Below are 15,178 nucleotides of genomic sequence, written 5' to 3'. Positions count from 1 at the left end.
ATCCGATATATTACATAAGAATCAATCGGACATGGGAGAGCGGGAAATGAAAAACCATCGGACACGAAAATTATCGCAGCGTGTGCGCTATGCACTGCTCGCAGGAATGGCGGGCACTTTTTTGATTCCGCAAGCTGCATTTGCCGGACCGACAGGCGAGCATGGTGTTGCGAGCAACATCAATATTCAGCGTCCGGACGCCGTGACGACCACGATTACGTCAACCGCACTGAACAATGTCATCAATTGGCAGGATTACTCCGTCAAGCAGGGAGAACTTGTTCAGTATGACGGCGGCGCAAAAACCAACAACTATCTGAATATCATCACAGGCGCGAATACCTCGAACATCAACGGGAAAATCGAGGGTGGCAACAATGTCTATATTGTCAACCCGAATGGCGTGATCTTTGGCAAGAGTGCTGAGATCAACGTCGGGAATCTCTATGTCTCCACACAGGATACGGGAACGCTGAATCGAGCGGCCTTCGAAGCGAGCGGAACGTCACCGCTGGACACAACCGCCGCATTGAAAGCCGATGTCGTTAATATGGGCAAGATCAATGCGACGAGTGTTGAGGTACACGGCTCGCATATTCGATTCCTCAATGCGGCAGACGTAACAGCGACAAATCCCGTCGTTCTCCATACGGAAACGGCTGCCAACGGCGGCTATGCGCATATCGGATACAAGAACGGCACGATACCTGCCGCAGCAGCATACCAGGTGAACGGCTTGGCTGCTGTCGCGGCGGACAACTACTATCAGCTTGTCAAGGATAAGACGGAGCTGGATGCAATCAATACAGATACAGCCAGCCTTGCGGGCAACTACATGCTCGAGCAGGACATTGATCTTGGGGGCGAGGTACGTACTCCGATAGGAAGCAATACAGATCCTTTTAAAGGGAAAGTGGAAGGCAATTTCTTTCAGGTACGCAATTTTACAGTTACAAGTGCTGCTCGCGCGGGTTTCTTTGATACACTTGAGGGAGCAAGCATATATAATTTCGGCATAGCCAAGGCAAATATACAAGGGACTCCCAGTGCTTTGGCCGGAGGCCTTGCGGTAGAATCAAAAGGCGGAACAACATTAAAAAATGTATATGTATCGGATTCCACTGTAACCGGGAGAGCTCAGCGCCATGGCGGACTTATTGGAATTACACGAGATACGCAGATTGAGGGCTCTTACAGCAAAGTAAAAATTGACGGTGCAGGGATTGCGGGAAGAACCGAATCGGGAACCGTCATTCGTGATACATATACAGAGGCTTCACCTATCAATGGAACCCGAACATACTTTATCCATATAATTCAACCTGCGCAGGGAACCACGATAACAAACTCCTATGCGAAGACCACTGATTTTGTATCCAATGATACTGCGTTAACTTATGGTGCACCGGGAGCGCCGGGGACAACGATATACGGCACCTATCTCATTACGGGAGATCAGGCAAAAGAGGTAAAAAACCCGGCTGCAACGGCTCATTCCGCTGCGACAGTCGGTGCCTATTCCGCATGGGGAAATGATATCAACAACACGGGTGAGTTCGGCGCAAAGTGGCGTATCTATGAGGGGCGGACACTTCCGATGCTGACGGCGTTTATGAGCGGGACGGCGACTGCAACGTACAACTACCGCTACTTTAAATCGGATCAATCTGCGGCAGATACATCGGCTGCCGCCATCCAGTCGAACCATGGCGCGGATGTCGCGGGACTGACCTACAACAGCCATTATGTCAAGATCGTTGGCACGCCCAATACATCTGCGGGCGATAAATCGAATGTTGTCTACAGCGGGATTGTCGATGAGAATAAAGTCCACGACTACGTAGGAATGACCAAAGACTTCGACAGGGCGAACGGTGTCCGAAACGCAGGGACAAAGGCGATCCTCTGGTCCGATCAAGATGGTCCGAATCTGCGCGGAGTCAACGTCACTATCGGTCAGCGTGAAGTACAGCTGACGGGCGGCAATCTCGATGTCCAACGGATGTACAACGGGAAGAAATCCGTAAAGGATGCATTCGTGCATGCGCTTAAGCACGGCGGTGTATCGTCATCCGGATTTATGGAAGATGATATTAACGCGCACTCCGTCATGCTCGATACAACGAATTTTACCGCGGAGATGGCGGATAAGAATGTTGTCCGCAACGCCGACGGCACCACCTATGGGAAAAAGGATGTTACCTTTGGCGGAACGATTACGTTCAGCGGAGCCGATGCGGGAAATTACCATTTTGACACTTCCTCCATCAATACTCTTACGGGCAAGGCGATGATCACGCCGGCACCGCTCTATCTCACAATCGCCAAGTCGAAGGCGGCGGATAAGATCTACGATGGGACAGATGTCGTCGCAGATGACGATATGAAGCAGTCGACGGGCACGAAGAACATTCAGCTGAATGATACGATCACCGACGGTACATCCGACGGCACGCTCATGACGGATGACAATGGCGCTCTTGATACGGTCACACTTAAAAATATTGCTGATCCGACCTATACAGATACATCAGGGACAGCGCAGGTTCATGTCGGCAGCCACAAGCTCCGGTATACGAATGTGGGACTGGACAGGGCAGCACGTCCCGACAGCGTGAACTACGACCTCTATTACACTCCCGACGGAGGGACAAAGACTGCTGTTGCAGATGAGAAAATCTATCTCAACGGAGATATCACCCGACGTCAGATTGCGCGTGACAGCTTTACTGTCTATAAGAGCGACAATACGGAGGCATCGGCGACTAAAGTCTATGACGGGACCGATACCTATACGCCGGGCGCGGGGCTCTACCTGTCCTCGAACGAGGGGGCTTCGACTGATCCGGATACGGGCATTGTTACGCGCGATCAAGGGCATATTACTTTCCAGCTTGCAGGGGGGGCTCACTTCACTGACAGCAGCGGCAACCGTACGAGTGATGTGCGGCCGTCGGCGAAGGTCGCCTATACGGCGAAGGGACAAGCGGACGATCACACGGATACGTATGGAGGTCATCTGCTCTCTGATTACTATGTGCTCGACACGGACGGCGTAACCAAGAAAAATCTGGAGAATACATTCAGCGCTTCGGGCGTAGGAAAAATCATGCCGAAGGCACTCACGGCGACGGTTGTGAACAACCAGATCACGAAGGCCTACGACGCAATGGAGGCACAGACCGACGGCAGGCGCAATATCATCAAGGGCGATGCACTTGTTGCGCTTTCCGGCTTTGTCGGCTCCGATACGCGCACAAATACCTCGACGGCGAAGTACGCGACGAAGAATGTTGTGTTGAATGGGAATAGCCCAACAACGCAGGCCGTAACCTATACGGCATCCTTTGACCCCGGCACGGGTGCGAACTCAGACAATTATACCCTTGGGACAGAGGGGGCTCTTCCCGCACAGTCATCGAGCACCCTGACGGGCACATACACAGGCATTATCACGCCGCGCGCAGTCACGGTGAAATTTGCCGATGTTGCGAAGATTTATGACGGCACGTCTTCGAATCTCGAGATCACAGCAAATGATCTGGACGACGGGCTCAATAAAGAGGTTTTGAATGCTGATCACCTCGGCATTGCAAATCTCAATACGGCGAGTGTCACCAGCCGCTATGGCGATACCAAAGTGGGAAATTTTGCAGAAAATTGGAATGCAGGCGACCGCTCTGTGGAGTATGCAGGCCTTTCCAACTCGCTTGGCACAAACTATACACTTGCGAATAAACAATACGGCAACGGCAAGATCATGCGCCGCCGCATTGATCCCAGTGGGATTAATGTTTACAAGAAGAGCGACAACACGCTCGCCGCGGCGGAGAAGGTCTACGATGGCACATCGGCATATACCCCGGGCAATGAGATCTACCTCTCGGCGAATGCACCGGCGCTGGGCGACACCGGCATCGTTGCACGTGATCAGAACAAGGTGACCTTTGCGCTCGTGCCGAATACGACAGCACACTTTACCGAGGATGCTGCAGGTGTGAACAGGACCTCCCATGTTGCGGCAGGACATTACGTCGCCTATGATATCGTGGCGCAGACGACCGATGAGGAGCACAACCCGCTCTCGAACTATACGTTCGGCGCAGCCGGTCATGAGCGTGACCTCGAAAGAGTTGATACGAACAACCCTGCACATGTGACAGCAGCAGGGCGTATTACTCCTGCACAGATTCAGGCGGTGACGAAGGAAATCACGAAGGTTTACGACGGAATGGCAGAGCACACCGACGGCAATCGAAACATTCAACGCGGGAGCGGCATCGTTGACCTCGCGCTGATCAATGATGCAAGCGGTCAGCCGGTGAACACTTCTACCGCCTCCTATGCGGACAAGAATGTCGCGCGTGATATGAGCGGCAATATCATCAAGAAGTCCGTCAACTATACAGCACAACTCACAGGGAAATATGCGGATGATTATCAGATTGTGGATGCCGGCAACCATGTCATCAGTACAGCGAGCGGCTCGGGGGATAACAAGACCGTTACGGCAGCACTTGGGTCCGTTGCCGATGCGGGAACAATCACCCCGCGCAAGCTGAATATCACAATGGGCGAGACCTCTAAGAGATATGATCGGAGTGCGGCGAATAATTCTGCTTCGGTTGCACAGATCACGGGGGCGCAGGCAGATATTGCCGTCAACAATACAATCCTTGGTGCGGACGGTGTCACTGCCGCTGATTTGCAGGCGGAGTATCGGACTCAGCTGACCGGTGATCCGACCCTCAGCAGCTACGGGCGCGGTACGGGTGCTGCCTTTGCCGAGAATGTGAACGCGAGCAACGGCACCAAGCACGATGTTCGGTACAAGAAGATGAAGACTGCGTTTGACAATAAGTTCAGCGCGGTGAAGGACAACTACGAGGTCGATGAGACCGTTTACGGCAAGGGGACAATCACCCGTAAGGAGATTAACGGCGCGACGTTCAAGGTCAGCGGCGGCAAGGCGACGAAGGTCTACGACGGCACCAGCAAATACACCGTCGCGCCGGGACGTACCCTTGAGGCGGATACGGGCGAGATTATCGCCGGCGACGTGATCACCTTTGCCATTGACCATACGAAGGGGGCAAAATTTACCCAAAACGACGGCGTGACGGAGACGAAAAACGTCGCCGATGCGAGGAAGGTTGCCTATCATGTCACTGCAGCGGGCAATGCCGAGACACTGCGGAACTATACGCTGAATGGGAAAAATCTCGAGGCGGGTGATCTGACGGCATCGGGCGACGGCGAGATCACGCGCCGTGTGCTGAGCCTTGATCTCGTGCAGAAGACCGGCATCAATAAGGAATATGACCGCGAAACAACATTGCGTGATACGGATACGAAGCATTGGAACAAGCTGACCGATAACGACAGCTTGGGCAATGTGAAGTATGTGGACGGTTCGACGGCGAAGGATAAACTTGTCACGACCGACGGAACGAGCTTTGCCATCACGTCGAGCTACCGCAACGATGCCAATACGTTAGATGATAAGGACGTCAAGTACAACGGTACTGTCGTTGACGATAAGAAAATTCAGTACAACATTGCCATTACAGGCGGGGATGTGAACAACTACTCCTTCGATGGCACTACAAGTGCAGCGAGCGGTCTAAAGCTTTCGGCGACGGGCAAGATCACGCCGAAGGATCTTTCGGGTGCGTTTGACAAGGTAACAAAAGAATACGACGGGACGACGAATGTTCCCTCTTTGCGGGTCCGCTTTAAGACGGGTGCGGTCATTGCGGGCGATACCGTCAGCCTTGCCACGCATAACGAAGTGTTCCAGAGCGCAAACGTCAACGGTGACGGCACAACCCTGATGATTGACGGCAGCGTGCAGAAGAACTGGGTCAACTATACAAATCTCAGCCTCACGGGCACAGACGCGGGGAACTATCACCTCAACGCAACTGCAAAAGGACAGGGTGAAATCACCCCGTTCCGGCTGAACGGCTCGTCGGTTCACTTTACGACGAATCAGGCGGAAAAGGTCTATGATGGGACAATGGCGGTCAAGCATGGTGATTCGACCGATCTCGGTGTCCTGAAGACCAACTATATCACCGGGGCGACGGTGACGGTCGGCAGTGCTCCGCCGGTGAACATCCTTGGCAATCTGAATCTCGTCGAGGCAAAATACGATACGAAGGACGTTGACGGCGGCAGAGCTGCGAACCGCGTCACGTATAAGCTGAGCTATACGGACACCTCGGGGACGGGGAACTTCTCGCTCGCGCAGGGAGCAGACTCATTCGAGACGCACGGCAATGGGATCATCACGAAAAAGGACGTCACCGCGACGGTCAAGAGTCCCCTCACGAAGACCTACGACGCATTGCGGGATGTGGTCGGCGTTGCAAAGGACTCCGCAGGGAATGTTGTCACGAATGCGAATGAGCTGATCCAGCTCACAGGACTCACCGGAAATGATGGTGCATTCTACACGACAACTGCGGCATATGCGCGTAAGAATGTACGCACGGGCGAGAGCGTGAACTACACGCTGCATATCGATCCTGCGAATGCCGGCAACTACAATCTGAAATACGGCGGCACAGACAACAACGGCACATTCTCGACCGCTAACAACACGATCGAGAAGCGTACAGTCAAGGTGAACTTTGCCGATGTGTCGAAGGAGTATGACGGGTCAGCAGCGAATGCAACGATCAACCCGTTTGTTTCGGCTGCCGATGCGGCTGTGCTGAACAGAGATCATACGAATATTGCTGACAGCTCCAACAAGCTTACCAATCTCGGCGGACTGACGAGCAACTACGGCAAAATGGAGAACGGCGTATTTAGGTCTGATCCGAATGCCGGAACGAAGACCGTTCGCTATGAGGGACTTCGCACGGCAATGAATAATACCCTTGGCACGGATGCCTCGAACTACGAGTTTGATGAGGACAGTTACGGCAATGGGACGATCGGCCGCAAGGCGATCAATCCAGGGACGTTCAACATCAGCGGCGGCATCGCAGAGAAGATTTACGACGGAACGAGCAAGTATGACAATATCCCCTTTGGGGCAATTTCCCCAGGTGCCGGAGAACTTGTCGGTGCAGATGCGCCTCATATTCATTTTGCCCTGGATACACGTCCGGGGAAGGGAGCAAGGTTCACAAAGGCAGACGGGAAGACGGAGACGGCCAATGCCTTTGAGGCCGAGCGCGTCGCATATGATCTTACGGCAACGACGGATGCGGGGCATAGGAATTTGCTCCGAAACTATACGCTGAATGGGATGAATCTCGAAGACGGAGGATCGGCAACAGGGCTGGGGAAGATTAAGCGCCGCACACTGGAACTGGACCTCGTGCAGAGCTCCGGCATTGACAAGGTCTATGATGGTGGGGCTGCGCTCAAAGACGGTGCAAAGAACTGGAATGCACTGACGGATATTGACGCAAACGGCAACGTTAAGTACGCGGACGGCTCGACAGCAGACAAGAAGCTCGTCACCACGGATGGGACGCGTTTCGATATCAAGTCGAACTACCTCGACGATGGGAATGCGAGGGCAGATAAAAATGTTCGGCGCGATCCTTTCAACAACGTGATCGACAAGGCTATTCGCTATGAGATCGGCATCATGGGCGGCAATGCGCGCAACTATTCCCTTAAGAACGGAGCTGTGACCGTGAATGCGGAGGATGGACTCACACTTTCGGCGGCGGGCAAGATCACGCCGAAGGATCTTTCGGGTTCGTTCCGGAAGATTACGAAGGTCTACGACGGCACGACGGATGTTGATCCTGCCGCAGTCGGATTTGAGTTTGGGGCTGTCGCTGCAGGCGATGACCTCACGCTTGCAACCCACACAGAGTCGTTCCAGAGTCCGGAGATCGACGGCGACGGGACAACGGCTGTTATTAACGGCACCCCGCAGAAGAACTGGATCAATTATTCGAATCTCACGCTCAATGGCGCAGATGCCGGAAACTATACCCTTGCATCTGCGGCAAAGGGACTCGGAGAGATTCGTTCGCCGCGTCCCGCCTACTATACGCCTGATGCGGAGTACTATAAGGAACTCACGCAGACCAGCAGGATGATCCCGAATGAGTACGCCTACGAGAATGCTTCGATGGATCAAAGCGGACACTTCGGCCGCGACGCCGAGGCAGAGGTCGCCTATCGGACGCCCTCCGTCAATATGACGATGGACGGCATGGATCTCAGCAAGTCGGATATCCTTGTGACGGATCGTGCGGTATTCGCCATCGTCAGCGAGGTATTCGGCTGAGTATTGAAAAATAAATTGTAAAAGGAAACGCCCCGTCACCGGATTGAGCGGCTGACGGGGCGTATTTTCTTTGATCGCATTTAGGAGAGGTCGAGGTGCTGGCGCGGACTGTATCCTTTGTCCTTCAAAGTGCCGTCGAGGTAGTCGAATTCCTGCGGAGTGATCAGGATGAGGATGAGCCCCAGCTTCTGCATGTGCACTGCGTTGATGCCGAGCGCCTCAAGCTGCACTGCATAGTCTGCGTCGTCGGTGCCGAATACTGCAGCCGTGCCGGTGACCTGCAGCCCCTTTGCCGTGCCCGGTCCCCTGTATTCGTCACAGACAGCGAGCGCCACGTGTTTGTTTTCCCTGAGTGCGCGGAATTTCAGCCCGCCCTCGGAGAAGACGGCGAATTTCCCAGCACGGTATTTGTAGGTGAGGGGGGTGCAGCGGACAAAGTCGCCGCTTGCAGCGGCGAGGGCACAGGTCGAATGTGCATGAATGAAGTCCTCGATTGCGGCGCGGAGTTCGTGTTCAGGCATGCGGGCGGCGCTTTTGTCATGTTCCGTCCAAAATGAGGCGGCGCGGTTGTAGTCCATGGAAAATCTCCTTTTCTTTGAAATCTTATTCTGTTTCGGTCAGATGACGGAGAAGGGCGCGGCATCCTGCATCCACATCGCGGTAGGCAGTATCGAAGTCACCTGTGTACCACGGGTCGGCGACGTCGCGGTTTGTTCCTGTGAATGACAGGAGCTTGCATGCTTTGCCGCGCGGATCGCCGTCGGTAAGGCGGCCGAGGTCGCGCATGTTCTCACGATCCATGCCGACGATGCAGTCGTAGGCGGCGTAGTCCGCACGGGTCATGAGCGCGGCACTCCGGCGCGCAAAGGGAATGCCGTGTGCACGCAGCACCGCGCGCGTGCCGCAGTGCATATCGCCGCCGAGGGCATCGGTATGCAGCGCCTTGGAGGCGACGCGGATCTCGTCGGAGCGTCCCGCCTCGCGCACCAGCTCTTTCATGACGAACTCCGCCATGGGGGAGCGGCAGATGTTCCCGTGACAGACGAATAAAATTTTCTTCATGGATTAAGATCCTCCCTATTTGCTCCAAGTTTACAGGAAAAATCGTGCGGCCGCAACTCTGCGCGCGTGGAAGTTGAAATGTTCCGATGAAGATGTTAGAATACAACTGGGTTCTTATGCGTGATGGAGAGAACGGGCGCTGCTCAGCAGGGGCGCCCTAAACGGATTAGTGGGAGTTGGTTCGATCGTGCGTAAAGAAATGTATTATATGAGGCATATTGCTGCGCGCAGGGGGCTGGCGGCGGCTGTGTGTGCAGCCCTTGCGTGTACGGGAGCTGCTGCCTTTGCTGCGCCGTCGCTCGCACGTCCCGGCGCGGATATTGCCGGGCAGACGCCGGCGTCGGAGATTGGCATCGAGGATCGAACGCCGTCGTATCAGCAGGACGGATACGATGCGCAGTTCTCTGTGACCAATTTTATTCTCGAGGCGCCTGATTTGACCCTCGATAAGGAAGCACTCTCCGCGATTCTCGAGGCGGGGATGGGCGACGGAAAGACGATTGGTGATCTGCGGCGCACGGTGGATGCACTGACGACCTATTGCCGTACGCACGGCTATCCTGCGGCCGCTGCCTATCTGCCGCCGCAGGAGAGCGCGGACGGTGTTGTTGTGCTGCGCATTCTGCCGGGGCATTACGGGGAAATCGCGATCGAGAATAACAGCCGACTGAAGACACCTGTGGCAAAGCGTATTATTGCAGGCCTAAAAGAGGGCGACATCATCACGACGTCAAAGCTGGAGACGGCACTCTACTCGGTGTCGGACGCGACGGGCGCGCGCGCGGTCGGCGTGCTGAGCCCCGGTGCGGAGTTCGGAACGAGCAAGCTGACGGTGCGCATTGAGGACTCGAAGGAATCCAACACGGTGTTCTATGTGGAGAACTACGGCAGTCCGAATACGGGGCGCTATCGCTACGGTCTGCAGGAGACCCTCTACAATCCGTCAGGAACGGGGGATAAGGTGAGCGCGGGGGCGCTGATCTCCAACGGCAGCCTGCGCAATTTCTATGCGAATTACGAGACTGTTGTCGGCCGCGGCGGCACGACGCTCGGCGTCGGCGTCGCACGTATGAACTATGAGGTCGGCGGCGCGCTCTCTGCGATCGGTGCAGAGGGCAAGTCACTGACGTTCAGCCTGTTCGGGCAGACACCGCTCTATCATCGTACGAACCGCAGCCTGACGATGCGCTACGGCTACAATTACCGCGATTTGAACGACGATATTACTGCGTTTGGCCTGGAGGGAAAGAAACATACGCACAGCCTCTATCTCGGCGTCGCGGGAACGCAGCGCATGTATCGGGCCACGCTGGACTACAACGCGAATCTGACCGTCGGCAGACTGAACTATGATTCCGAGTACAGCAGTATCCTGGGGGCGCTGAGTCAGACGGATGAGGGGACGTATGCGAAGTTCGAGGCAGATCTGACAGCTGTACAGCAGCTCGGAAGCACCACCGATTTCCTTGTCAAGGTATCGGGACAGAAGGCGAGCCGTAATCTTGACAGCTCGGAGGAGTTCTATCTCGGCGGCCCGAACGGCGTTCGCGCCTACGCACAGGGAGAGGGCGCGGGCGACGAAGGCCTGCTGGGGACGGCGGAGCTCCGTTGGCATGCGCCTGTACGCGGACTGACGCTGAGTATGTTCTATGATGTCGGCACGGCGCGGCTGAGCAGGAGCCGGATCGCAGATGACAACAGCGTCACGCTGCGCGGCTGGGGGGTTGCTGCGGCGTACAGCAATCCGGGCGATTGGTTCGCACGGCTCGACTATGCGCGGCGCATCGGCCTCGATTCCTCGGTGGCGGCGAAGAACAGCGCACGCGGACGGCTGTGGTTCCTGATGGGCAAGATTTGGTAATACGTTTCTCTGGGGGAATCAGGCGGAGATGAACGGAAAGAACGTATGAGACTCAGGCGAAAGCCGTGGATTGATGCGGCGATTTTAGACTACGCGGATTTTGTAACGCCGCTCGGGGGGGACTGGACGCAGTTCGCGGGCAGGTGGGCAGAGGTGTTCGGACGAACGGCGCCGCTTCATGTGGAGATCGGCGTCGGCAAAGGAACCTTTCTGACGGAGCTTGCCGCGCGGCATCCCAACGTGAACTATGTCGGGCTGGAGGCACAGCAGGGTGTGCTCTACTTTGCCGCGCGCAAGGCGGCGGAGCAGGCGCTCCCGCATGTGCGCCTGCTCGTCTTCGACGCGGCACGACTCACGGAACTCTTTGCGCCCGGGGAGGTTGACCGCATTTATCTCAATTTCTCCGATCCGTGGCCAAAGAAGCGCCACGCAAAGCGGCGGCTGACGAGCGAAACCTTTCTCATACGCTATCAGGCAGTGCTGAAGCCGGGCGGAGAGATTCATTTCAAGACGGACAATGCGGGGCTGTTTGCCTACTCTCTCGAGACGATGACGCGCGAGGGGTGGCAGCTCTCCCGTGTGACACACGATCTGCACGCACTTGGCGAACCGGATAATATTATGACGGAGTATGAGCGGAAATTCAGCGCGCGCGGCGCGAAGATCGGGCGCCTCATAGCACGCTATCCGGGGGGAGATGCGTAATGCGTACGCGCTATACGCTCTTTAAGAGCGATACGGAGCCGATTGTCATCATCATGGCGATCCTGCTCGTAACGGGGACAATCAATGTGTTCAGTTCGAGCTATGTGCTTGCGGCAATGGACTTCGAGAATCCTTACTACTTTCTGCAGCGTCATCTGCAGTGGCTGGTGCTCGGCATCGCCGCATGCTGGATCTGCCGGCGGATGAACTATCAGCGTCTGCGCGGGCTGATGCTTGTGGGACTGGCGGTGACGCTCTTTCTGCTCGTTGCGGTGCTCTTTGTCGGGACGACGATCAACGGAGCACAGCGCTGGCTCGCCGTCGGCCCATTGAGTTTTCAGCCGGCGGAGTTCGCCAAGCTGATGGCGGTGCTGCTGGAGGCGTTCTCGATCTCGTCCGTGCTCGGGAAGGAACGGTTCCGCATGGATCGGGACTGGCCGCGCGTGGTCGTTCCGTTCGGCGCGATTCTCCTAATGGCGTTTCTTGTCTACCGTGAGCCGGATTTCGGAACGGCGTGCATCGTGTTCGGCGTACCTCTGCTGATGGCGTTGGTGCTGCTCATTCCGCCGCGTTACTGGCTGGGAATTGTGCCGATGGGGCTCTTGGCTGCGTTCGCGATCGGGATGCTGCAGCCCTACCGGATGAAGCGCATCGAGGTGTGGTTCGATCCATGGTCGGATGCCCGCGATGCGGGCTATCAGATGGTGCAGTCCCTCTCGACGATCGGCTCGGGCGGCATCTTCGGCATGGGGTTCGGCGACGGCGTGAGCAAGTATGAGTATCTGCCGGAGGCGCATACAGATTTTGCATTTGCGATTTTCAGCCAAGAGCACGGATTCTTCGGCGTACTGCTGATCTTCTTTTTGCTCGCCGTGCTGCTCATTATATGCATGCGTGTCGCGGCGCGCGCAAAAGATACGTTCGGGCAGGTGCTCTCGCTTGGCATTATCTTTCTCGTGCTCGGGCAGGCGCTTGCAAATCTGGCGATGGTTGCGGGGCTGCTCCCTGTGGTCGGCGTGCCTCTGCCGTTCATCAGCTACGGAGGCTCGTCTCTGATTGTGACGATGGCGGGCATGGGCATGCTCCTCGGTATTGCTGACCGCAGCCGCGCGGAGGATACTGCGAAAAAGAAGCGGCCGCCGGAGCCGGAGGCGCCGGAGATGCGGCGCAGGCGCATGCATGTGGTACGATAGCTAAGGGACCTGGCGTACGAATACGTCGGTCCCATCGTTGTTTATAAGGAAATTATCATAGGAATATCAGATGTTTAGCAATTTCTTTTTGGGCATGCAGCAGGATCTGAAGCTGGTGCTTTTGCCGCCGGTTATCTGCGCCGTATTTCGCCTCATCTTCATTTTGGCGTATCGACCGAAGAAGTCGCCCCGCGGGGAATGGCGAAAGTGGCTGGCATGTTTTCGATATGCTTTCTGGTGGGGCATGGATATCAATGCATATGCATATCTCGTACCTCTGCTCGCCGTGTCTGTGCCGGGCACCTTTTCTCCGGCGTATTTTGCTGCAGGCGATACGGTGCGCATGGCGCTCTTGTTGATCTATGCGGCGGCTCTTTACACGGCGTTCATTGCCAAGATGGTTTTCTATGCATATTTTCACGATACCTTCAACCAGACGATTTGGCTGGGGCGAAATGCGGACAAGCGGAACTTTGCGGATATTTTCTTTCATCAGAATCATGGAGCGTGGCTGCTGCTGGGCTATTTGCCCTATCTTGCACTCTGCTATGCGGCGGGAAATGCGCTGCTCTCGCTGCCGCCTCTTGCCTATCCGATCGTTACGGACGGGGCGGGGCAGTATGCCGTTAATACACTCGTGTTCATCGGTGCGGTGCTCCTCTTTTACTGGCTGCGCTACGGCGGTACGCTGCGCCATCGGCTGAAGCCTGAATGGGACGAGGTGCCGCTCATTGTCAAGGAAGACGCTTTCCTGGGCAAGGCGACGATTGACGATTTGATTGCGCTCAAGATGGTATGGAAACGTCCGGTCAATGAGATGCTGCAGCATTCTGACGAAGAATCGCGTGCGATTCTTCGCACGCTTCTTCCGCCGGAGCATTCTGTCGGGTGTGCACCTCTGGAGGCGTTCAAACGAACTGCACAAGGCGGGGGCATTACGCCGCCGCGCCATATTTTCTTCCTCTTGGGGGAGAGTTATGGGCAGGTCCATTTTGATGCGCCCTATGCGGGGCTGAACCTCATGGAGGCGGGTGTACGCTTTCGTGCCCACCCGCATACCGTATGCGTCGATCACTTCCTCTCAAGCGGCATGATTTCGCAGCCGGCTCTCGTCAGCCTTCTTTTGGGCATCTACGATGCGGATTTGGAGCTGAACGAGAATGTGCAGTTTTGGAACGGAACACTGCCGACCTCGCTTCCGCTTCAATTGAAATCCCTCGGCTATCATACTGCCTTTTGGTACGGCGGCGGACTGAACTGGGGGAGCCTCGCACATTTTATTCCTGCGGTTGGATTTGACAAAGCGTATGGCGGGCCGGATATTTGTCCTGCGGATGCACCGCGTACATGGCTCGGCGTATACGATCATATTTTCCTCGCGGAAGCGGCGCGGCGCATTCGTGCGGAGGAGGAAGAACGGTCCTTTCACTTCCTCTATACAACGTCGAATCACGGCCCCTATCTGCTCCCGTTGGAGGAGTACGGATTCGATGCGGAGCGATTGATGGGCGATGCGGCACATGCCCTGCAAAAAGGCTCGCTGAAGTATCGCGGACTCGGCTGCGCATGGTATGCGGACCAGGCACTCTGCCGCTTCATCGCAGAGATGCGGGAGTCTTTCCCCGACAGCCTGTTCGTTGTGACAGGCGACCATGTCGGAGGTGAATACCCCCTCATTCCCGGAATGACGGATCGCTCCGAGCTGCTCCTGCGTGAGCGGCTGCTGACGTCATTTTCAATGCACCATCCGGAACTCTCAAAAGATCGTTTTGCGCAGACCAGCATCGGCGGACATATGAATATCCTGCCGACGATCTTTGAACTGATCGCACCGAAGGGCTTCTCTTACTATGCAGTCGAAAAGCCGCTGACCGAGCCGATCGACCACGTCGTGACACCCTATGCATGGCTCACACGGGAGGAGATCGGGCGCTATCAGGATCGTACGGCACAGGCGCTGACCGATGATGCCGCGGGGGAACCGCCGCTGCAGTTTGATACGGAGAGATTTACCGCTGAACGCGATGCCTGCTGCGAGCTGACGGCGTATTATGCACGCCATCCGGAGCTGCTTATGGTGAAGAAGTCTTGAGA

General features: G+C 55.9%; 7 protein-coding genes. 5 read left to right on the top strand and 2 right to left on the bottom strand.

Annotated features, from left to right (window positions below; genetic code table 11):
* Positions 1-46 precede the first annotated feature (46 nt).
* On the top strand, positions 47-8,263 hold the full coding sequence (locus HMPREF7545_RS05605; RefSeq protein WP_040571230.1) for a YDG domain-containing protein: 8,217 nt from the start codon (positions 47-49) through the stop codon (positions 8,261-8,263).
* A gap of 80 nt (positions 8,264-8,343) precedes the next feature.
* On the opposite strand, the gene HMPREF7545_RS05600 is transcribed toward HMPREF7545_RS05605, so the two are convergent.
* Together HMPREF7545_RS05600 and HMPREF7545_RS05595 are read right to left on the bottom strand one after the other, a co-directional pair.
* Entirely contained in the window at positions 8,344-8,841 is a 498-nt protein-coding gene (locus HMPREF7545_RS05600) for a pyridoxamine 5'-phosphate oxidase family protein (protein ID WP_006694719.1), read from the bottom strand.
* 25 nt (positions 8,842-8,866) lie between these two features.
* Complete coding sequence (locus HMPREF7545_RS05595; RefSeq protein ID WP_006694718.1) at positions 8,867-9,325, bottom strand: low molecular weight protein-tyrosine-phosphatase; 459 nt, start codon at positions 9,323-9,325, stop codon at positions 8,867-8,869.
* Between the two features lie 199 nt (positions 9,326-9,524).
* Here HMPREF7545_RS05595 and HMPREF7545_RS05590 point away from each other — a divergent pair, with 199 nt between their 5' ends.
* The 4 genes from HMPREF7545_RS05590 (at position 9,525) to HMPREF7545_RS05575 (ending at position 15,176) form a co-directional block, all read left to right on the top strand.
* Positions 9,525-11,186, top strand: a complete 1,662-nt coding sequence (locus HMPREF7545_RS05590) for a ShlB/FhaC/HecB family hemolysin secretion/activation protein (protein ID WP_006694717.1) — start codon at positions 9,525-9,527, stop codon at positions 11,184-11,186.
* A 45-nt stretch (positions 11,187-11,231) separates the two neighbouring features.
* Positions 11,232-11,891 (top strand): tRNA (guanosine(46)-N7)-methyltransferase TrmB, encoded by a 660-nt coding sequence (gene trmB / locus HMPREF7545_RS05585; RefSeq protein ID WP_006694716.1) that lies wholly within the window; start codon positions 11,232-11,234, stop codon positions 11,889-11,891.
* Complete coding sequence (locus HMPREF7545_RS05580; protein ID WP_006694715.1) at positions 11,891-13,084, top strand: FtsW/RodA/SpoVE family cell cycle protein; 1,194 nt, start codon at positions 11,891-11,893, stop codon at positions 13,082-13,084. The genes trmB and HMPREF7545_RS05580 overlap by 1 nt, the downstream gene beginning before the upstream one ends.
* 70 nt (positions 13,085-13,154) lie before the next feature.
* Positions 13,155-15,176: an LTA synthase family protein gene (locus HMPREF7545_RS05575; RefSeq protein WP_006694714.1), complete on the top strand. Its 2,022-nt coding sequence runs from the start codon at positions 13,155-13,157 to the stop codon at positions 15,174-15,176.
* Positions 15,177-15,178: the final 2 nt, after the last annotated feature.

The sequence above is a fragment of the Centipeda noxia ATCC 43541 genome (assembly GCF_000160555.1).
GTDB classification, from domain to species: Bacteria; Bacillota; Negativicutes; order Selenomonadales; family Selenomonadaceae; genus Centipeda; species Centipeda noxia.
This window is presented reverse-complemented; position numbering and strand designations above follow the sequence as displayed.